18 protein-coding genes are annotated in these 21,067 nt (G+C 64.9%); 10 read left to right on the forward strand and 8 right to left on the reverse strand.

The window, feature by feature from the left end:
* Positions 1-95 precede the first annotated feature (95 nt).
* Together AC1VNY_RS16585 and AC1VNY_RS16590 are read right to left on the reverse strand one after the other, a co-directional pair.
* Entirely contained in the window at positions 96-1,535 is a 1,440-nt protein-coding gene (locus tag AC1VNY_RS16585) for an extracellular solute-binding protein (RefSeq protein WP_482405956.1), read from the reverse strand.
* 28 nt (positions 1,536-1,563) lie between these two features.
* On the reverse strand, positions 1,564-2,580 hold the full coding sequence (locus AC1VNY_RS16590; protein ID WP_028341201.1) for a sugar-binding transcriptional regulator: 1,017 nt from the start codon (positions 2,578-2,580) through the stop codon (positions 1,564-1,566).
* A gap of 134 nt (positions 2,581-2,714) precedes the next feature.
* Between AC1VNY_RS16590 and AC1VNY_RS16595 the strand changes: the two genes are divergently transcribed.
* From AC1VNY_RS16595 to AC1VNY_RS16605, 3 genes are read left to right on the forward strand one after another with little or no spacing between them, the layout of a single operon-like run.
* Positions 2,715-3,995, forward strand: coding sequence for an FGGY-family carbohydrate kinase (locus AC1VNY_RS16595; protein ID WP_482405957.1), 1,281 nt, complete (start codon positions 2,715-2,717; stop codon positions 3,993-3,995).
* Positions 3,992-4,861 carry a TIGR01459 family HAD-type hydrolase gene (locus AC1VNY_RS16600; RefSeq protein WP_482405958.1) on the forward strand — a complete coding sequence of 290 codons (870 nt, stop codon included), beginning with the start codon at positions 3,992-3,994 and terminating at the stop codon, positions 4,859-4,861. Before AC1VNY_RS16595 ends, AC1VNY_RS16600 begins: the two co-directional genes overlap by 4 nt.
* An 11-nt stretch (positions 4,862-4,872) precedes the next feature.
* A complete protein-coding gene (locus AC1VNY_RS16605) occupies positions 4,873-5,901 on the forward strand; it encodes a class II aldolase/adducin family protein (RefSeq protein WP_482405959.1) in 1,029 nt (342 codons plus the stop codon).
* 28 nt (positions 5,902-5,929) lie between these two features.
* On the opposite strand, the gene ilvA is transcribed toward AC1VNY_RS16605, so the two are convergent.
* The 5 genes from ilvA to AC1VNY_RS16630 form a co-directional block, all read right to left on the reverse strand.
* On the reverse strand, positions 5,930-7,471 hold the full coding sequence (gene ilvA, locus AC1VNY_RS16610; protein WP_482405960.1) for a threonine ammonia-lyase, biosynthetic: 1,542 nt from the start codon (positions 7,469-7,471) through the stop codon (positions 5,930-5,932).
* Between the two features lie 334 nt (positions 7,472-7,805).
* Entirely contained in the window at positions 7,806-8,996 is a 1,191-nt protein-coding gene (locus tag AC1VNY_RS16615) for a M24 family metallopeptidase (protein WP_482406024.1), read from the reverse strand.
* Between the two features lie 19 nt (positions 8,997-9,015).
* Positions 9,016-10,434 (reverse strand): MFS transporter, encoded by a 1,419-nt coding sequence (locus AC1VNY_RS16620; protein ID WP_482405961.1) that lies wholly within the window; start codon positions 10,432-10,434, stop codon positions 9,016-9,018.
* 18 nt (positions 10,435-10,452) lie between these two features.
* Positions 10,453-11,244 (reverse strand): alpha/beta fold hydrolase, encoded by a 792-nt coding sequence (locus AC1VNY_RS16625; protein ID WP_482405962.1) that lies wholly within the window; start codon positions 11,242-11,244, stop codon positions 10,453-10,455.
* Positions 11,245-11,254: 10 nt separating this feature from the next.
* Positions 11,255-12,874, reverse strand: coding sequence for an FAD-dependent monooxygenase (locus tag AC1VNY_RS16630; protein ID WP_482405963.1), 1,620 nt, complete (start codon positions 12,872-12,874; stop codon positions 11,255-11,257).
* Positions 12,875-12,983: 109 nt separating this feature from the next.
* On the opposite strand from AC1VNY_RS16630, the gene AC1VNY_RS16635 reads away from it, so the two are divergent.
* The 7 genes from AC1VNY_RS16635 (at position 12,984) to AC1VNY_RS16665 (ending at position 18,814) form a co-directional block, all read left to right on the forward strand.
* Positions 12,984-13,880 (forward strand): LysR family transcriptional regulator, encoded by an 897-nt coding sequence (locus AC1VNY_RS16635; protein ID WP_482405964.1) that lies wholly within the window; start codon positions 12,984-12,986, stop codon positions 13,878-13,880.
* 288 nt (positions 13,881-14,168) lie between these two features.
* On the forward strand, positions 14,169-15,542 hold the full coding sequence (locus tag AC1VNY_RS16640; protein ID WP_482405965.1) for an aromatic ring-hydroxylating oxygenase subunit alpha: 1,374 nt from the start codon (positions 14,169-14,171) through the stop codon (positions 15,540-15,542).
* Positions 15,539-16,057 carry an aromatic-ring-hydroxylating dioxygenase subunit beta gene (locus AC1VNY_RS16645; RefSeq protein ID WP_482405966.1) on the forward strand — a complete coding sequence of 173 codons (519 nt, stop codon included), beginning with the start codon at positions 15,539-15,541 and terminating at the stop codon, positions 16,055-16,057. Before AC1VNY_RS16640 ends, AC1VNY_RS16645 begins: the two co-directional genes overlap by 4 nt.
* 8 nt (positions 16,058-16,065) lie before the next feature.
* On the forward strand, positions 16,066-16,392 hold the full coding sequence (locus AC1VNY_RS16650) for a non-heme iron oxygenase ferredoxin subunit (RefSeq protein ID WP_482405967.1): 327 nt from the start codon (positions 16,066-16,068) through the stop codon (positions 16,390-16,392).
* A gap of 40 nt (positions 16,393-16,432) precedes the next feature.
* Positions 16,433-17,746, forward strand: a complete 1,314-nt coding sequence (locus AC1VNY_RS16655; protein WP_482405968.1) for an MFS transporter — start codon at positions 16,433-16,435, stop codon at positions 17,744-17,746.
* Between the two features lie 77 nt (positions 17,747-17,823).
* Positions 17,824-18,336 carry a MarR family winged helix-turn-helix transcriptional regulator gene (locus AC1VNY_RS16660; RefSeq protein WP_028341210.1) on the forward strand — a complete coding sequence of 171 codons (513 nt, stop codon included), beginning with the start codon at positions 17,824-17,826 and terminating at the stop codon, positions 18,334-18,336.
* Between the two features lie 196 nt (positions 18,337-18,532).
* Complete coding sequence (locus AC1VNY_RS16665; protein ID WP_028341211.1) at positions 18,533-18,814, forward strand: hypothetical protein; 282 nt, start codon at positions 18,533-18,535, stop codon at positions 18,812-18,814.
* Positions 18,815-18,950: 136 nt separating this feature from the next.
* Here AC1VNY_RS16665 and AC1VNY_RS16670 read toward each other — a convergent pair whose 3' ends face one another.
* Positions 18,951-21,053 carry an adenylate/guanylate cyclase domain-containing protein gene (locus AC1VNY_RS16670; protein WP_482405969.1) on the reverse strand — a complete coding sequence of 701 codons (2,103 nt, stop codon included), beginning with the start codon at positions 21,051-21,053 and terminating at the stop codon, positions 18,951-18,953.
* Positions 21,054-21,067 lie beyond the last annotated feature (14 nt).

Genomic DNA, 21,067 nt, shown 5'->3' on the forward strand with positions numbered 1-21,067 from the left:
GCTCGGCTGGCAAACGCCGCCGGCTCGGATGGGACAAGGGTCCGAGCCGGCGGATGGGTGCGGTGCGGGGGATCAGGCACCGCACAGTTGATCCGTCAGCCGAGACCGGCCTGCTTGAGCTGCCGGTTGATGCTGTCGGCGAGCTTGTCGAGTCCCTCGTCGACGCTGACCTCCTTCGCGACCATCTTCTGCAGCGAGGCGGCCCATTCCGTCGTCAGGTCGAAGAACAGCGGCTGCGCCGTGAAGTAGATCTTGGCGCCGGGCGACGACATGTCGTGCTGCTCGAGATAGCCGGGATAGGATTTCGCGATGCGGTCGCGGAACTCGCTGTCCTTCCACACCGATGCACGCACCGGATTGACGAAGTCCATCTTGCGCGCGCCGAACAGGTCGTGCTCGACGGATGCCGCCCACTGCATGAACAGCCAGGCCGCCTCCTTCTGCTTGGAGAAGCTCGACATCGCGAGCGACCAGATCCAGACGTTCGGGGTCGGCGCCTTGGCGGCCGGATTGGCCGCGAACGGCGCATAGCCGAGATGCCCCTTCTCCTTGTTGTCGCCGCCGTTCATGAAGTAGCCGAGGATGTCGGCATCGAAGATCATGCCCGAGGCGCCGGCGCCGAGATCGGTGCCGACCTGGTACCAGGTGTAGGTCGACCAGTTCTTCGGTCCCGAGGTCTGGATCATCTTGACCCATTTGTCGTGGAAATCCTTCGAGGCCTTGGTGTTCATCGCGGCCTTCAGCTTGCCGCCCTCCATCACGAAATCCTTCTGGCCGAAGTTCGAATAGGCCGACAGGAAGCCGGGATGGATGGTGGCCCAGGAGCGCGAGCCACGCACGCCGACGCCGTAGGGACCGCCGGCGTCCTTGGTGATCTTGGCCGCGACCTCCAGCATCTCGTCGAGGTTCTTCGGCGGCTTGACGCCCACCTTGTCGAAGACGTTGCGGTTGTAGGTGATGTTGTTGAGCTCATAGCCCCAGGGGATGCACCATTGCTTGGCCTTGCCCGAGCCGAGCTCGGAGCCGGCGACGCCGTCCCACGCCGTCGAGGCGCGAAGGCCCGGCAGCACGTCGTCCCAGGCGAAGGCCGGATTAGTCTTGTCTGGATCCTTGATGTAGGTGTTGAGGTCTTCGATCCAGCCCGCTGGACCATAGGTCCAGGTCATGTAGGCGCCGGTCATGAAGGCATCGTACTGGTCCGACTTCGACGACAGCGCCGCCGTCACCTTGTCGAAATAAACGTCCTCCGGGAAGATGTCGTAGGTGACGTTCATGCCGGTGAGCGACTTGAACGCCTCGATGTCGCCGATCATCGCATCGACATAGGGGTGCTTGTTGAGCAGCAGCTTGACGCTCTTGCCGCTCTGGGCCTTCCAGTTGAAGTCGGCGGCCATCGCCTTCGACATCGAGGAGGCGAAGGCGGCGTTGGCGGCGATGCCCGCGATGCCGAGCTTGGCGGCGCCGTCCAGGAGATCGCGGCGGCTGATGCGTTTGGCAGCGTAGGAGTCGAACAGATTCTTCTCGCGATCGAACATGTATTTCCTCTCCTTGTTGACGCTTGTTTTATGTGTCCTTCCGGGTCTTGCTTCTTGTCTTGCCGGATGTGGTCTCCGGCTTGTCGGTGGCGAGCGCCTTTGCGGTCGCTTCGTCGATGATGAGGCCGTGCAGCACGCCGCTGCGCAGCACGCCGCGCAGCGCGGTCACCTTGGCCGGCCCGCCGGCGATGGCGACGATGCGGTGTTTCCTGAGATCGGCCATGCTCATGGAGGTGGCGCGGGCCGACAGATCGGTGTCCAGCACCGTTCCGTCGGCGCTGAAGAAATGTCCGAGCAGGTCGGCGCAGGCGCCGACGCGCTTCAGCTCGACGACCTCGTCGGGCTTGATCATGCCGCTAGACACCAGGAAGCCGTCGCGGCTGACCTGGCCGATGCCGACGAACAGCAGCGAGGCCTTGCGCGCCAGCGCGAACACGTCGGCGATGCCGAATTGCTGCATCAGCACGGCGCGGTCGGCGACCGAATTGGCGAATACCGGCACCGGCAGCAGATAGGCTTCCGCGCCGGTGCGCTCGGCGAGCTTGTGAATCACGTCGAACGGATTGGCGGCAAATTTCCGCGTCAGTCCGCCGAGCAGCGACACGAATTGCGCGTCGCGCGCCGGCGTCTGCGGCATCTGCTCCACGACCGCCGCGAGCGTGCGGCCATGGCCGAAACCGATCACCTTGTCCTGGCCGCGCTCGAGTGTCTGGCGCAGGAAACTCGCGCCTTCCAGCGCCAGCGCCTTCAGCGGCAGGTCGCTCTCGCCGAGATCAGGCGCGACGCGGCAGAACGAGAGGCCGAAGCGCTGCGCGAGATCGTTTTCCAGCGCGACACATTCCGCGACCGGCCCCTCGACGAACACACGGATCATGCCCTCGCGGCTGGCGCGCGCGATCAGGCGATGCGCCTTGGTGCTCTGGATGTTGAGGCGGTCGGCGACCTCCGACTGCGTGAGTCCCGCCGCGAAATACAGCCACGCCGCGCGCGTCGCGAGCGACGCCTCGCCGTCGATTACCGGCAGCCTGTCGGGCGGGGGTGCCATATCAGGAAAAGTCCGCTTGCAAATTTCTTCACGTCCTGCAAAAAATTGCAGAGGCCGAACGGGGCGTCAATCCCCCAAACGTGCTGCAGCGCAACCAACATCGACGCGCGCGCACCAGAGAGCGATGAGGTCGCATGGGAGGTTTGTATCTCGGCATCGATGTCGGAACCGGCGGCGTGCGCGCCTGTGCCATCGACGCGCAGGCCGGCATCCGCGGCTTCGCGTCCGTCGCGCTGCCCGCACCGCGCGTCGACGGCAACGCCATCGACCAGACACCGGAGTTGTGGTGGCAGGCTACGGTTGCGGCCATCCGCAAGCTCGGCGTGAGCGTCGGTCTCGACGATGTCACGCGCATCGTCGTGGACGGTACGTCGGGCACGCTGCTGCTGGTCGACGCCGCCGGCCGCCCCTGCTCGCCGGGGCTGATGTACAATGATGCACGCGCCACGCGGGAAGCGGCGCGCGTCGCGGCGGTCGCTCCGCGCGAGAGCGGCGCGCATGGCGCGAGCAGCGCGCTCGCCAAGCTGCTCTATCTGCTGAGCCATGACTATATCGGCGATGCGCGCCATGCCGTTCACCAGGCGGACTGGATCGCCGGCCGGCTCGCGAGCCATCACGGCATCAGCGACGAGAACAACGCGCTGAAGCTCGGTTACGACCCGGTCGCGCGCGTCTGGCCGCCCTGGCTTGACCAGCTCGGCGTGCGAGACGATCTGCTCCCCGAAGTGCTGGTGCCGGGCACGCCATTCGCCGAGATCGATCCGCAAATCGCGCGGTCGCTCGGACTGCCGCCCGCAGCGCAGGTCGCTGCCGGCACCACCGATGGCGTTGCGGCCTTCATCGCAACGCGCGCCGACCAGCCTGGCGATGCCGTCACCTCGCTCGGCACCACGCTGGTGGTGAAGCAGCTTGCGACCCAGCCGATCTTCGCGGCCGACCAAGGCATCTATTCGCACCGGCTCGGTGAGCGCTGGCTCGCCGGCGGCGCCTCGAACTCCGGCGGCGCCGCGCTGCTGGTGCATTTCACCGCCGCCGAGATGGAACGGCTGACACCGCAGCTGACGCCGGACCAGCCGACCGGGCTCGACTATTATCCACTTCCAAAGCCCGGCGAACGCTTTCCGATCGCCGATCCAGCGCTGGCCGCGCGGATCACGCCGCGTCCGGCTGAGGACTGCCGCTTCTTCCAGGGGCTGCTCGAGGGTATCGCCTCGGTGGAAGCCCTCGCCTACCGCCAGCTGTCGCGGCTCGGGGCGCCGCGCCTGCGCCGCGTCATCGGCATCGGCGGCGGCGCGAAGAACGACGCCTGGACCCGGATCCGACATCGCGTTCTCGGCGTTCCCGTCTCGGTCGCCGAGCAGACCGAAGCAAGCTATGGCGCCGCGCTGCTCGCGCTGAACGGAGGCCCGCCATGAAGGCCGACGCGACCGCAATCGCCGGCCTTCACGCCATCGCCGACCGCTTCGATCATGTGCTGCTCGACCAGTGGGGCACGCTGCATGAGGGACTTGCGGTGTTCCCTGCGGCGCTGGATTGCGTGGCGCGGCTGCGCGAAGCCGGCAAGCGCATCCTGATCCTGTCCAATTCCGGCAAGCGCGCCGGCAGCAACCAGCGGCGGCTCGCGACGCTCGGCCTGCCGCCCGACGCCTATGACGGCGTGTTGTCCTCGGGCGAGGTCACCTGGCGCGGCCTGCATGCGCGCGAGCAGGCTCCCTTTGCCGAGCTCGGACGCGCCTGCTTCCTGATCTCGCGCGACGGTGACCGCTCGATCGTCGACGGTACGGACCTTGTGGTGGTCTCGAACATGCGCGACGCCGACTTCATCCTGCTCGGCGGTCTCGACGATGACGCGGCCGAGCCCGAACGCTGGCGTGAGCCGCTTGCAACCGCTGCCGCACGCCAACTGCCAATGCTGTGCGCCAATCCCGATCTCGTGATGTTCGGAGTCGCGGGGCTGATCCCTGCGCCGGGCGCACTCGCCGCATTCTACCATTCGCTCGGCGGCACCGTGCTGTTCGTCGGCAAGCCGTATCCACCGATGTTTGCCGCCGCGTGCGATCAATTGGGACGGCCGCCGCCGGACCGGATCCTCGTCATCGGCGACTCCCTCGATCACGATATCGCCGGTGGACGCACCGCCGGCATGCTGACCCTGCTGATCGGCTCCGGCGCCCACCGCGCGACGCTTGCGCAGGCGAGCGATCTGCCGCGGGCGATCAAGACCGTGGCCGGCACGGCGGCGCGGATGCCGCACTGGACGATGGACCATCTGACCTGGTGAGAACAGCCCCGATGCGACCGCCTCAAATGCTGGATGAACTGCGCCGCATGTCGGCACGCGTCGGCAGGAATATGCTGCTGGTGCAAGGTGCCGGCGGCAATTCGTCGGTCAAGGATGGCGACGTGCTGTGGGTGAAGGCGTCGGGTACCTGGCTCGCCGATGCCGAGGACAGGGAGATTTTCGTGCCGGTCGCCTTGTCGGCCGCGCGCACAGCGCTGCTGCATGGCGACGAACGCGTGCCGCTGGCGCCGAACGCCGCCACGACGCTGCGCGCCTCGATCGAGACCTCGCTGCATGCGCTGATGCCGCAGCGGATCGTGCTGCACGTCCATTCCGTCAACACCATCACATGGGCGGTGCGCACCGACGCCCGCGACGAGTTTGCCCGGCGACTGGACGGACTGGCGTGGCGTTACCTCGACTATCACCACCCGGGGCTGCCGCTCGCACGCGCGGTCAGCGAAGCGATCGCGCACGATGCGGTCGACGTCCTGATCCTCGGCAATCATGGCCTGGTGGTCGGTGCGGCCACCTGTGACGCGGCGGAGGCATTGGTCGCCGACGTCGAGCAACGCCTCGCGCTGGAGCAGCGCAGCGCGCCGGCGGCAGATCATGACGCGCTCCGCGCGATCTGCGCGGGCACCAACTATCGCCTGCCGCGGGATCCTCGCGGCCACGACATTGCCACCGACCGCTACAGCCGCGCGATCGCGACCAGCGGCTCGCTGTATCCTGATCACGTCGTCTTCCTTGGCCCCGGCCTGCCGGTCCTGGAGCATCGCGAGAAGCTGAGCGGCATGATCGCGCAGACCGCCGCGAACGGACTGCCGCCGCCGGTTGCGCTTCTTGTCCCAGACCTCGGCAGCCTCATCCGCGAGGATGCGAGCGACGGCGCGGAGGCGATGCTGAGCTGTCTCGCACTGGTCACCTGCCGCCTGCCCCTGACCGCACGGGTCAATTATCTGACGGCAGAGAACGAGCATGCGCTGCTGAACTGGGACGCCGAGCGCTACCGCCAGCAACTGACGGCCGATCGCTGACCGTTGGTCGACGGAACCGCTCGATGCTTCATCCCTTCTCGGCGGAGAGAAACAGGCGATAGGCCGGATTTTCGCTCTCGTTCCAGTAGGGATATCCGAGCGCATCCAGCGCCTGAACGAACCGGGTGCGCTCGTGAGGCTTGACCTCGATGCCTGCCAAAATGCGTCCGTAGTCGGCGCCGTGATTGCGGTAGTGGAACAGCGAAATATTCCAGTCGGGCGCCAGGCTCTCGAGGAATTTCAGCAGCGCGCCGGGGCGCTCCGGAAACTCGAAGCGGTAGATGACCTCGTCCTTGAGCAGCGGAGCGCGACCGCCCACCATGTAGCGCACATGGTCCTTGGCCATCTCGTTCTCGCTGAGATCGAGGATCGGATAGCCTTCGCGCCGAAGCAGCTCCATGACTTCCCGCTTCTCGACCTCGCCGCGGCTGAGCGCGATGCCGACGAACAGTTGCGCCGGCGCGGTGGTCTCGGCAAAGCGGTAGTTGAATTCCGTGATCGCGCGCGAGCCGAGGATGCGGATGAAGTGCCGATAGCTGCCCGGCTTCTCCGGCACGGTCACGGCAAGCAGCGCCTCGCGATGTTCGCCGACCTCGGCGCGGTCGGCGATGGTGCGCAGCCGGTCGAAATTCAGATTGGCGCCGCTGTTGACGGCAATCAGGCTGCCGTCACTGAGCGCGCCGCGCTCGGCGTAGGCCTTGAGGCCGGCGAGCGCCAACGCCCCGGAGGGCTCGGCGACCGATCGCACGTCGTCGAAGATATCCTTGATGGCGGCGCACATGGCATCGGTGTCCACCGTGACGACCTCGTCGAGCAGATCGCGGCAGAGCCGGAAGGTCTCGGTTCCCACCTTGCGGACCGCGACGCCGTCGGCGAACAGTCCGACCTGATCCAGCGCGACGACGTTGCCCTTGGCAAGCGCGGCCGCCATCGACGCGGCGTCCGCCGGCTCGATGCCGACGACCTTGATCGACGGGTTGAGGAATTTCACGAAGGCGGCCACGCCGGCCGCCAGTCCGCCTCCGCCGATCGGCACGAAAATCGCCTCGATCGGATCGGGATGCTGGCGCAGGATCTCCATCCCGACCGTTCCCTGGCCGGCGATCACATCGGGATCGTCGAACGGATGCACAAAGGTCAAACCACGCGCGGCCTCGATCTCCCTGGCCTTTGTCTGCGCGTCGTCGAACGTATCGCCATGCAGGACAACGTCACCGCCCAAACGCCGGACGGCCTCGACCTTGATGGCGGGCGTCGTCCTCGGCATGACGATCGTCGCCGGAATGCCGAGCTTGCGCGCCGACAGCGCCACACCCTGCGCATGATTGCCCGCCGAGGCGCAGATGACGCCCAACCTGCGCTGCGCGTCCGGCAGCCTGACGATCTTGTTGTAGGCACCGCGAAGCTTGAAGGAGAAGATCGGCTGGAAGTCTTCCCGCTTCAGCAGCACGGCGCGCGACAGGCGCTCCGAGAGCCGCGGCATCGGGTCGAGCGGCGTCTCGACCGCCACGTCGTAGACCCGTGCGGTCAGGATGCTTTGGGCGTAGTCGCGGAGCGCGTTGGCGGTCATCGAGTCGCTTCTGTCGATGGGAGGCAATCCTTATCGGTTGCACCTGCCCATCGTCGGCGCCGACCTGGCGAGCAGACGGCACGGAGCCGCCGCTACATCCAGCTCGAAGCATCGCATGGCCGGAGGCTGGAGTGAAGCAAAGACAGTCGCTGCCAAAATATCGAAAACAACCCCATGCAAAGTAGCCGGCGGCGGCCGGCGTCGACCGGGCCACTTGACACGTCGGGCAATTCAGGGATCTATTTCTAGTATTCCGAACTTGGCCGGCGAGCGCCTCCAGCACCGCAGCTGCGTCGGTGACCCAGCCAAAGTTACCGCCCTGGCGTTGACCGCTTCACGCCATGAGAGGCGATGAATTCCATCCCCTGCCATGGTCACCGGGCGCCTTCCAGCCCGTTTCGGAGACGATCAGCGTGTCCTCGAGCTTGATGTAACCGCGCGCGGGATGCAGCAGCGCGGTTTCGATCGAGATCACCATCCCGCATTCGAGCGGCCGGTCGGCGTCGTACGGCGCGTAAGGGACCGGGCCGGTCGCGGTGAGGCGCGGCGCTTCGTGACTGACCAGCCCAATGCCGTGTGCGGTGAAGTCGAGCACGGCGCGATGCGGGGAAGCTTTGACGGCCGCCTCGCCCGCCACGATGATGTCGCCACCCATGGCGCCCGGCCGGATCGCGCGGCGGGCCACCTGCTGGATGTCCTCGATCTCTTGCAGCAACTCGCTAAGCTCGCTGTCGGGCTCACCCAGGACGCCCATGCGGCTGAGATCGCCGATATAGCCCCGGTAGTTTCCTCCGGAATCGATCGAGATCACGTCGCCCTCCGCAAGACGTTGGTTCGACGGCGCGCGGTTATGGCTCTTGCCCGCGGCAATCAGGCAATATTCGAAGACGAGATCACGTTCCTGCTCCTCGCGGCGCAGACGAGCGACGACGTCATTCTTGGTCATGCCTGGCACGCAGACCCTGAATGTGGCCATCATCGCGTCGACGACCCGTTCGGAAGCCTCCCTGATGAGGTCCAACTCGGCGACAGATTTGACGGCACGAAGGCGCTCCAGCGTGAAATGGGCCTCACGGAATTCGGCGTTGTTCAAGCCCGAGAGCAGATGATCCCTGGCGTCGGCCGGCAGGAAACCTGTCTCGATGCCGATACGCAGGGCCGCGCCCCCGAGCTTTCTCACATGCTCGATCGCGAGGCCGACCGCATCGATCGTTCCCCACGCCTCTGCTCTGACAGTCGGCGCCCATATCCGTCCGAGCTGCTGCTCGAACTTCTCCATCCGATTGCCTACGTAGATGGAATTTTCCGGGTGCCCTTTCTGATAGACGAACACCGGCAGATAGCGGCTGGTGCCTATCGCCTCCATCACGTCGAAGAAGAAGAAGCGATATCCACCGAGCAAATACTGCACATTGTGACGCGAAGTGACGATCAGGATGTCGAGCCCTGCCTCATCCATCAGCCGATCGAGCTTTGCAGTATCGAACGGCGCTGCCGTTGCGATCGTGTCGAGCGCATGGTCCATCGTATACCCTTCCGTCTTTTCACTGTCCCGCTGCCGCTTTTGCGGCCAGCGGCTTCGGTGCGGCGCTCGCGCCGGCGTTTTCGCCAAACAGAGCCACCGGGCGCCCATGTGGCTCGACGCCGAGGAACGTAAAGGCAAGCCCGATCAGGAGACCCGCGCCAGCGAGAAAGCAGAACGCCGGCATCACCGCCGCGGCCGTCGCACTTGGGTGCACGAGATTGTCCGCACCGGCGATCAGCGCGAGACACAGGGGACCTACGATCTTGCCGATCCCGTTCGAGAGCTGGGCAAGGCCGACCGCACGTCCCGAAAGCTGGACCGGGAAAATTTCCGCGGGATAGGGCCCGATGTTCGAAAATCCACCGTCGAAGAACACGGCGCCGACGACCAGGAAGACCAGGAACAGCGGTACCGAGCCGGCAAAGTCGTTGTGAAAATAGGCGGCGAGCGCCAGCGAAACCGCGGTGCCATAGCCCATCAACTGGCCACAGGGCTTGCGGCCGATCCGATGGGCGAGGAAGGCGAAGCCGGTGCGGCCGAGCACGCCGGCGAGGCTGACATATATGAACATCTTGGCCGCATCCTGAGGAGAGACGCCAAGCAGCAGCGCCACGATCGTCGGTCCCCACAAGAACACACCGTAATTCGCCGTGCTGGCGCCGAACCAGATCAGGACTGTCAGCCAGAAGCGCCGTTGCTCGGCAAAGAGATCGGCAAATGTCGCGGAGTTCGCCGGCGGCAGCGTGGGCAGGACGAACGCATCGCCGCCGACCCGATAGAGTTTTCGGATGCTCGCCTGCGCCTCGCGGACGCGGCCCTTGCTGATGAGCCAGCGCGGCGATTCCGGCATGATGATCATGGTCAGAATCCCGAGGATGATCGGCAAGAACCCGACCGCCGCCAGTCCACGCCAGCCAACCAGCGGCAGCAGGAAGCTCGCCGTCACCGATGCCGACAGCACGCCAAAGGCGACCGGGACGACCACGAGGCTCGTGACCAGCGTGCGATGGCGGGTCGGTGCGAATTCGACGATGGCAGGAACCGCCGCCGCCGCGCCCGCGGCAAGGCCGAAGCCGACGAAGAAGCGCAGGATCGCAAACGCAACCCAGCCGTCTTCCGGAATGAACGCGATCGCACCCGAGGTCAGGCCGCAGAGCAGAACGCCTGATATCGCCAGCGGCTTGCGCCCGAAACGATCCGCGAGGATGCCCGCGACGAACGCCCCCAGCATCGCCCCGATACCGGCGCTCATCAGCATGATCGAGGTTTGCCCAAACGTCAGGTGCCATTTCGGCGCCAGCACCGACACCAGAAATCCGACCACAAAGAAGTCGAAAAAATCGACCACGCCGGTTACGGCGAAGATGATGATCGATAGCCAATAGCGCGCCGTCACCGGCGCTTCATCGAACGGCACTGCGTTCGCTTGCTCAGCCATGGTCTCCCCCTGTTGGTGTCAAGCCGCCTTCTTTTTTGAATTCAGAAATGCCGTCACCGCCTCCGCAACCCGCTCGGGGGCCTGGATCGACGCGACGTGGCCGGCGTCCGCGATGGTCATCGTCTCGACGCGCGCAAGGTCGCGGGCGAGCGCAAATGTCTCTGGATTCGGGATCAACCGGTCGTCGCCGCCCGCCAGCAGCAGCGTCGGGCGATCGAAGCCTGTCAAATCGGCGTCGACAGGCTGCGCGAGCAAGGCGCCGCGTCGCGCCTTCTGGCCCTCGTCGCGGCTGGAGCCACGGAAGATGTCGATCAGTTCTGGCCGCGCGCGCAGGTATGCTGGCGGGAAGAAGAACTCGGCAATCTTCGACGCATTGGCGATGGTGTCCGCGCGCCAGGAAGCGAGCTTGCGGAACACATCCGCATTGACGTCGAGCGGGCTTCTGTTGACCTTCCAGGTGCTGCTCAGGATCAGGCGGTCGATGCGATCGGGATGACGGGCCGCCAGCACCTGCGCGATCTGCCCACCCAGCGAGGTTCCAAAGACATGGGCACGATCGTAACCGAGCCCTCCGATCAAGGCCGCGGCGTCGTCGGCCAAATCGGCCAGCGAATAGGACGACGGAGGGTTTCGGGTGGCACCGGAGTCGCGCTGGTCGTAAGCGATCACCGTGAAGTTTGCCGCCAGGACCGGCGCGAGGCCGTCAAACATCGAATGATCGGCCTCGCCGCCATGCATCAGCACGATCGGTTCGCCATGTCCGGTTTTCTCAAACGCCGTGACGACGCCGTCGGATTCGAACGATTGCATCGGAGAGCCCTCAATGCAGCAGCGTGGAAAGCGCGCCGGCCAGTTCCTTCGCCGGATCCGACGGAAGCCACGGCATCCGCCACGCCACATGCCCATCGGGGCGCACCAGCACGGCGCCGCGCATGCCCAACTGGAATCCGTCCGCCGGATCGGCTGAGGGCAACTGCTTCAGCGACAGCGGCAAGGCGGTCTTCCCGGATACCTGTTTTCCCGCTTCCAGCCACTCGCTGCCGAGTGGCCCCGCGACGACGGTGAACTCTTTGTCGAACCAGTCGAGCGTCGATTTCTTGCGCGAAGGCTCGAGCCACATATGCGGAAAGCGCGCGCCGGGACGGTCGGTCGGCGTGTAGTAGCGGGAGTTCAACGCCTTCGCGACGGTGCCATCGGGGATCACCGCGCCCTCCTCGTAGTTGTGGCCGAGGTTCTGGCCGATGCTGTGCAAATGATTGTCCATGTCGTTGATCCAGAACCTGATCCGGTCCGGATCGCGCGACCGCACGGCGTCGTCGGTCAGCCCGAAACGCAGCCTGTTGCCGTAGCTGAAATTGGCATTGGACTGCGCGATCGGGCGGCGCTCGCTGGAATAGCTGTCGAGCAGCTTTTCATCCGCCAGACCCTTCAACACGAAGGCGAGCTTCCAGGCGAGATTATGCGCGTCCTGAACGCCGGAGTTCAGGCCGAAGCCGCCGGTCGGCGGAAAGCGATGGGCGCAGTCGCCGACGAGAAACACCCTTCCCTTTCGAAAACTCTCGGCCACCTGCATGCTGACGCGCCAGATCGAGCGGTTCAAAAGCGTGACGTCGAGGTCCGGAATGCCGACATGGCCGCGCGCGATCTCGATGAACTCCTGGTCGGTCCAAGGGCGCTCGCGATCGTCCTTGGTCAGGCCGATTTGCGTCACGGTCAGCCAGCGATCGCGGCCATTGGTGTTCAGGATGCCGGCGCGCGGCAGATCGGGCTTGTCCGGGATGATGATGAAGCCGGCGGCCTCGCGCGCGATCGGCAGCCGCGACAGATCGGCACGCCAATACTCGTTCGACATCACCGCCAGCGTCGAGGGCCCGACCATCTCGATCCCGGCGCTGCGCCGGGTCTGGCTGCCTGCACCATCGGCGGCGATCAGGTAGGTCGCCGTCCACTGCGTCACCTCGCCGGTCTTTTCGCAACGTGTCGTGACGTTGACGCCGCTGTTGGTCTCCTCGAACGATTCACAGGCCGTGTTGAACAGAACCGTGGCGTGCTTGGACTTTTCGACCACCCGCAGGATCTCCTCCTCGACGGCGTCCTGGGCGACCAGGCTCTTCCAGGCGGGGGTATGGCCGACATTCGGCTCGGGACGGGTGCGGCCGAACTCGTGACCTGCGATGCTGTCGAGGAACACGAACATGTCGGAATTGTCCTGCAGGCCGCGGTCGCGGATCGCCTGCTCGATCCCCCACTGCCGGAAGATCTCCATGGTGCGGACCCAGCAGCCGCGCGACTTGGGATGATCTGTGGTGGTCGGGCTCTTCTCGACCACCACGCAGTCGATGCCGAAGCGATCGAGCAGCAGCGACATCGCAAGACCGACCGGCCCGCCGCCGGCAATGAATACGGACGTCTGGCGTGCCTCATCGGTGGCGATGCCCATCCTCGTCTCTCCTCCGTTTGATCGTTGCGAGGAGACTGCTCCTTTTTCGGTATCTCACAAGAATATGTTTGATATGGTATCCATCTCGATTTGAGATGGAGTGCCCGTCATGGACCTGCGGCAGATCCGCTATTTCGTCGCCGTCGCCGAGCGTGGCGGCTTTGCCGCGGCGGCGAGCACGCTGAATGTCGCCCAGTCGGCGCTCAGCCGCCACGTCAAGGAACTCGAAGACGAACTCGGCGGCACCTTGCTCGAACGCGGCGCGCGCGGTGTCTCGGTTACGGAATCCGGCAAGGTGCTGCTTGCGCGCGGGCGCTGGCTGCTTGGGACGATCGACGACATCAAGGCCGAGGTGCGCACGGAAAATCGGGAGCCGAGCGGTACGGTGCGGATCGGCGCGCCACCGAGCCTCGGCGATATCCTCTACCCGCCGCTGGCCCAGACCTTCGTCAAGCAATTTCCACGCGTGCGGCTCGAACTGAGTGAGGGCCTGACGGAAAGCGCATCCGAACGCCTGCTGCGCGGTGAACTCGATCTGGCGATCGTGACGACGCCGTCGCCCAACGATCATCTCGACTATGAAACGCTGGTCGTCGAGCAGGTGTTCCTGATCGGACCGTCGCGCGATCCGCTGCTGAAGCGCGGCCGACTGACCCGCAAGGAGTTCGACGCCTTGCCATCCGCGGTGGCCCCGCTCAGTCGCAATCCGTTCCCGTCGACCATGCTCTGCGCGGTGCGGGTCGATAACAGCACACCGATGAAGCGCATGGTGGCCTCGGGTCTCGGCTACGCGCTGCTGCCCTTCTCCGGCATTCACCAGGAGGTGGCCGCCGGCGTGCTGTCGGCGGCGCTGTTGCCGTGGATGCGCGCCGAGCGCGTTCTGGCGCTTCCGCGCGGGCGGCCGGTGAGCCGGGCAACGCGTGAAGCGATCGCCGCGCTGAAGAAGATCTGCCGCGCCCTGATCGATGACGGAATCATCCTGACCGCGCCGGCGCGCAAGAGCTGAACACGCCTCGCCACGGCAAACGATCCGCTCGTTCCGCGCCGTAGCCCGACGCGCGGGCCGTATCCGTTGCATCCGGCCGTCCGTTCCAGACGGCGGGGCGGGCGCCCCACCGCGTCCAGCTCCGGCGTCCGATCAAGCAACCGCCTTGACCATAGTTGTCATGACAACTATAGAGTCACTCCAAGATTGGCGATCAAGCCGGCTGTTCCCGCCGTGAGAAGACGCGAGCCGTGACGCGGCTCTGCGGGCGACTTTTCGCGACCGGCGGTTAGTCGAAGGGAGGACGTTATGAACGCTGCTTCGCAGACCCACGCGGCAAGGCTGAGCGAGATTTCCCGGCTCATCGACGACCGCCCCGGCGAACGCATCTTCGCAGTCGATCGCCGGATCTTCACCGATCCGGGCGTGTTCGACGCCGAGCTGCGATATATCTTCGAGGCCACGTGGAATTTCATCGGCCTGGAATCCCAGATCGCCCGCCCCAACGACTTCGTCACCACCCATATCGGCCGGCATCCCATTCTGGTGATGCGGAGCGCCGAGGGCAAAGTCGGCGCATTCCTCAACACCTGCCGGCATCGCGGAACGATCGTCTGTCCCTTCAAGCAGGGCCGGCAGAAGTTTCACGTCTGCCGCTATCACGGCTGGGCCTACGACTCGGGCGGGCGCAACATCTCCGTGACGGAAGAAGCGAGCGGGCAGTATCCGCCGTCGTTCTCGAACAGCAATCACGACCTTCTTCCTGTCGCGCGGCTGGGTTCGTATCGCGGATTCCTGTTCGCGAGCCTCTCAGTCGACGTTCCGCCGCTGGAGGAATTTCTCGGCGACACCCGCGCGTTCCTCGACCTCATCATCGATCAGAGCGACAGCGGTGAGGTCGAGTTCGTGCCGGGCGCCAGCACCTACACGTTCGATGCAAACTGGAAGCTGCAGTTCGAGAACGGTCTCGACTACTATCACTTCGCGACCACGCACAGCTCCTACGTCGATATCCTGAAGAAGCGCAATGCCAGCGCCGGACCGGATGCCGGGTTCACGGTTGAGCCGGAAGGCGAGCAGGAAGGGCAAGGCAGCTTCAGCTTCGATTACGGCCACGCCGTCAACTGGTCGATCAAGCGCACGCAGCTCTATGGCCGGCCGCTCGGCATGGATCCGGCGCGTCTCGATGCCGTGCGGCAGCGCGTCGGCAGCACCCGCGCCAAATGGATGCTTCGCCAGCGCAACCTCACGATTTTTCCGAACCTGCAGGTCATCGACATCCTGTCGGCGCAGGTGCGGACCTGGCGGCCGCTGGCGCCCGACAAGACCGAGATGGTGTCGCATTGCCTGGCTCCGGTCGGCGAAAGTGTCGCCGCGCGCACGCTTCGCATTCGCAACTACGAAGATTTCTTCAATGCCTCCGGGTTGGCTAGCTCGGACGACAACGTCATGTATGAGTTCTGCCAGACCGGCTACTACGCGACGACCGCCGCGCCCACGCAGGGTTATCTGCGCGGCGTCGCGGAGATCGGCCACGGCGAGAGCGCGCACACGCGCGAGCTCGGCATCACCCCTTCCGAATGGTCGTTCGGTCCCACGAGCTTCGGCGGCGAGACGAACTTCCATCCCGGGTATCGCGAGTGGCGCAGGCTGTTGCAGCATGCCGCCGGGGAGACGGCATGATCGCTGCCAGCGCAATCAGGCAAACCGATGCCCACGCGGTCGCAGCCGCGATCATCTTCCGCGAGGCGCGCCTGCTCGATACCGGCGAATGGGCCGACTGGGTCGCGATGTACAGCGAGGATGCCGTCTATTGGGTGCCGGCATGGCTCGATGAATATACCACCACCAGCGATCCCGACACGCAGGTCTCGTTGCTCTACCACGATGCGCGGCGCGGGCTGGAAGAGCGGATCGCGCGAATCGAGTCGCGCAAATCGATCACCGCGCTGCCGCTGCCGCGCACCGTGCACCAGATCTCGAACCTCGAAGCGTCCGAAACCGGGCCTGAACAGATCACCTGCCACTCGGTGTTCTCGGTCCACGTCTACGACCCGCGCGTCGCCAAGGAGCACCTGCGCCACGGGCGTTACGAGCACACGCTGCGGCGTGACGGCGAGACCTGGAAGATCGCGCGCAAGGTCATCACGCTGGTCAATGACCGCGTCCCGACCGTGCTCGATTTCTACAGCATTTGAGAGGGCACATGACGGATGATCAGGGGACCTGGCACGAAGCTGCCGCACTCAGCGCGTTGAACGAGGGCGAGCCGTACGGCATCGAAATCGGCCGCCACCACGTCGCGCTCTATCGCGTCGGCAACGAGTATTACGCGACGAGCAATATCTGCACCCATGCGGAGGCGCTGCTGTCCGACGGCATGCTGGACGGTTGCGAGATCGAATGCCCGCTGCATATGGGCCGCTTCGATATCCGGACCGGCGAAGCGCTGACCAGTCCGGTCGAGATCGACATCCAGACCTATCCCGTCCGCGTGGCGGGCGACCGGCTGGAAGTCTGCCTGCCGGCATAAGGCAACCGCTCAAAAATCAAGAAAATCGGGGGAGACAGGGATGACCGAAATCGTGATGGACAAGGCGGCGAGTACGACCGCCGATCCGGAAATCGAACGCAGCACGATCCGCAAGGTCGCGCTGCGCCTGATGTGGTTCGTGATGGCGCTGTACTTCCTCGCCATTCTCGACCGCGGCAACATCTCCTTTGCCGCGCTGCAGATGAACAAGGAGCTCGGGCTCAATGCCGAGAAGTTCGGCATCGCGGTCGGCATCATGTACTTCACCTATTCGATCTTCGAGATCCCGAGCAATCTGATCCTCAGCAAATACGGCGCGCGCATTACGCTGACGCGGATCGCGATCCTGTGGGGCATTGCCACGGTGCTGATGGCGTTCACGCAGGGCCCGCTCAGTCTCTATGCGTTCCGCGGCTTCCTCGGCTTTGCCGAGTCCGGCCTGTTTCCCGGCGTGATGCTGCTGCTGAGCCTCTGGTTTCCGTTCAGCTACCGCGCCCGCTACAATGCGATGTTCAACTATGCGGTGCCGATCTCCTATATCTTCGCCTCGTTGATCTCCGGCGTCATCCTCGAGCTGAACGGAACGTTCGGCATTTCAGGCTGGAAATGGCTGTTCATCCTCGAGGGCCTGCCGCCGATCATTCTCGGCATCGTCGGCATCTTCTATCTGACCGACCGCCCGCAGCAGGCGAGCTGGCTATCGACGGCGCAGCGCAACTGGCTGATGGGCGCGCTGGAGCGCGATGCCAAGGCAACCGGCGTGGTGCATGCCGAAGGCGTGCTCAGGACCATCACCAAGCCGATGGTGCTGCTGTTCGGCCTGTGCAATTTCGGCCTGTTCTGTGGCCTGGCTTCGCTGTTCCCGTGGCTGCCGCAGATCATCAAGTCGTTCGGGCTGCCGAATTCACAGGTCGGTTTCGTGACCGCGATCCCGCCCGTCGCCGGCCTGATCGGCATGATCGCGTTGTCGCGGCACTCCGACCATGTCGGTGAGCGCTTCTATTATGCGGCCATGACCTTCGTGATCGCAGCGGCCGGCTTCGCAATGGCGGCCTTTTCAACGTCGCCGCTCTGGATCATCATCGGATTCATGGTTGCCAATGTCGGCGTCTATGGCACGCAGGCGGTGTTCTGGACCATCCCGCAGTCCTACATGTCGCGGCAGAGCGCGCCGGGCGCGATCGGCCTGGTCAGCACCATCGGCAGCATCGGGGGCGCCACGATCCCGATCGTGATCGGACGCGCCAAGGACGCCTCGGGCAGTTTCACCACCGGGTTCCTCGTGGTAACAGGCGTTCTCCTCGTCGCGGCGGCCCTGGTCCTGATCGCGCGCACTCAACTCGTGAAAGAATGAAGAGCCGGACTGCAACAAACCGCACCAGCGCCCCTGCCCCGCGCCGCGCCCCGCAAGGGGACGCGAGCTCGGAGCTGGTGATCGATTTCGAACGTTACGTGCCGACCGTGCTCTCGAGCCTGGTGGCGAAGTTGCGCGCCAATGCCAACGCGTTCTTCCCGCAGGCCTACGGCGTGTCGCTCGCGGAATGGCGGGTGCTGTCCTTTCTCAGGGAGCATGAACCGGCAAGCGCCTACGACATCTGGACCAATGCGCAACTGGACAAGGCTGTCGTCAGCCGCGAGACGACCTCGCTGAAGAAAAAGGGCCTGATCGAGCTGACCCCCGTGCGAGGCAGCGCCCGGAACCGCACCGAGATCCGGCTGACATCGCAAGGCGTCGCCCTACTCGACCGCAGTCTGGATGAAATCCTGCGCCGGCACAGCAACCTCACGGCCGGCCTCGACGCCAAGGCGCTGGACGGCTTCTTCCGCGTCGTGGCGCATATCGAGCACCGCATTCCCCACATGGCCGACCAGACATCGAATGCCGTGCCGGCCCATGCGCCGGTCAAACGCATCGCGAAGCGGAGACCGCCGACCGGCGCCTAGAGCTTTTCCCGTTCCGATGGAATCGGAACGGGGCTCTAGATTCTTGTTTTGACGCGTTTTCTTCACGCGAACCGGTATCCACTTCGCTCGAAAACGCTCTAGCGATACTTGTCCGGTGAGGAACCCGCGTAATTTATGTTTCAGTAAGCAAGTTGTAGCTAGGATCGATCAGTGAGTTGCGTATGGGAGACTTCCAGTGATCGACTTTGACGAACTTCGTAGTATCGCCGCGGATGTTCGTATCTTTATCGACGCGTCGGAAGACAAGGGTGGCGCCTTGAAGGCCATCGTCGAGGCCTACGACGTCGTTCTGGGGATTTTTCCGGCCGGCCCGGGAATGGAACTTCACGTGGTCAAGGGCACTGAGGTCCTCAATCACATCGCGCAGACCCAGGCCTCGTCGGGCTTTACCCACACCGCCATCGCATTCCAGACCCGTGAGCAGGCTGTTGCGCTTCAGCAACTGATGGCTGCCTAACCACCGGCGTTGCGCTCCCGCATTGCGGGGCGGCTGAAGCGATCGCATCGGCGATCGCGCGATCCCGATCGATGACCGGAGCGGCCCTTGGCCGTCGAGAGCTCGAGGGTCGGATCAAAATGCTTCGACCTGCATCTCAGGGTACCGACAGATCAAGTAGCGGCTGCTGAACGGCATTGCGCAGCCGTTCGGCATGGTATTGCGCGACACAATCCCAGGGGTACTCGACCAGGAAATCGGCGATGCGCAGCGCCGCCGCGGCGGGCTCCGCGTACCGGATCGAACTGTAGACGGCTTCCCAGCGCGCGCAGAACGTCAGCTCCGAATCGCCGCGTTCGCCGCACAGCTCGTAGACCGTGATCGCGTCGGCAAAGCCCTTCGGCCGGATCTGGTCGACGCTGCGGAACGCAAATCTGTGTTCGGCACGCGCCCTGACGGCCGCGCTCACCAGGACCTGCGTGCCGTAATTCTTGTTGAGGCCTTCGAGACGCGAGGCCAGATTGATGGTGGCGCCGAGCGCAGTGTAGCTCATGCGGGCGGCGGAGCCGACATTGCCGACCACGGCATCGCCGAGATGCAGGCCGAACCGCGTGGTATAGGCCGGCCAGCCTTCGCTGCGGAAGGCCCGGTTGAGCTCGGCGTTGCGGTGAATGCAGTCCAATACGGCCTCGCAGGCATGAACGACGTGATCGGGATCCTCGTCCGGCGCGTTCCACAGCGCCATCACCGCATCGCCGATGAACTTGTCGATGGTGCCATGGTGTTTCATGATCGCCTCCGACATCGCGGCGAAATAACGCGAGGTGAAGATCATGACCTGCGACGGGTCCGCTTTCTCCGTCTTCGCGGTGAAGTCGGCGACGTCGGTGAAGAGAACCGTGACCTCGCGCCTGATGCCGCCGAGCTGCAGCGAGGCTCCGGACTGCATCAGCTGACGGACGATCGGCTGCGGGATGAAGCTGGAGAAGTTGCGCACGACGGTCCGCATCGTAAACACCGAGCGGCCGAGCTCGTCGATCTCGTCGATGGCCGATTGCATGCGCGGCCGGTCCGCGAGCTGGAAGTGCTGGATCTCGTCGGTCTGCCGCGCCAGCTCGCGCAGCGATCGGGCGAGCAGCGAGCCGAGCCAGAACGCGAACGGCAGCATCGCGATCACAAAGCCGAGCGCGATGGCGAACAGCGCGCGCCGCTCCGAGATGATCTTGGCAAAAAACTCGTCGAGCGGGGCGACCACCGCGAGGTGGATATTGGCCGCACCGGCCGTCTCGATGCGGTGAAAGGCCGCCACAAGGGTCCGCCCGTCGGCGTCGGTGAAGAATTGCTGGGCGAGCCCGTCGCTGCGCCAGGACTGGATCGCCGCGGACAGGCCGGGAAGCTTGATGGCGTCGATCCGGGGCAATGCGTCGCTGCGTTCCGTCATCAGCTCGCGCATCTCGGGATGGCCGACGATGCGGTCGGCGTCGTTGAACAGGAAGGCCAGCCCGGATTTTCCGAGCTTTTGCCGGCTCAGCATCTCCTCGAGGCGATTGAGCAGCAGGTCGGCGGCCACCACCCCGCGGCGGCCCTCCCTGAGCGGCGTGCGCAGCGTGTAACCAGGCTCCCCGGTCGCGTAGAACACATAGGGCCCGGTGAGCAGCGTCTTGCGATCCTTCAGGGCATCGACATACCAGGGACGCTTCCGCGGGTCGTAGCTGTGCGGCCCCGCCACCTTCGCGACCTGGGTCAGGTTTTCCGACAGGAACAACGTCACCGGCGCCGCGGCGTCCGCTCCCGATCGGGCAATGACGACGACGCGGTAGACGGCGTCGGGGGCGACATTCAGCGCCGTGCGGAATTGCGGCTTGGCACGATCGATGACGTCCATCTCCAGGAAGGAGCCGTCTTCATAGCCGACATAGAGATTGAAGATCTGCGGATTGTTGCGCAGCATCGAGGCCAGCAGGGCGTAGAGCCTGACATTGTCGGCGACGTCGGCCTCCTGGATGGCCGGCAGGCCTGCCAGGATCTCGAGGTTGTCGCGCACATTCTTGAACTGCGCGTCGATGCGATCGGCGCCGATCTGCCCCACCTTGTCGATGAAGGTGCTCGCAGCCATCTGCGTGATCGACGAGACCCGCCTGAAGCTGAGATAGACCAGCGTCAGTCCGACCACCAGCACCGCGGCGATGACAACCGTGATGATCGAGGTGCGGAAGCCGATACGAATCGGCCCCCGGCCGGTCTCGCGCGCATCACTCATCGAGCTCGTCGTTC

Source organism: Bradyrhizobium ferriligni, assembly GCF_056837965.1.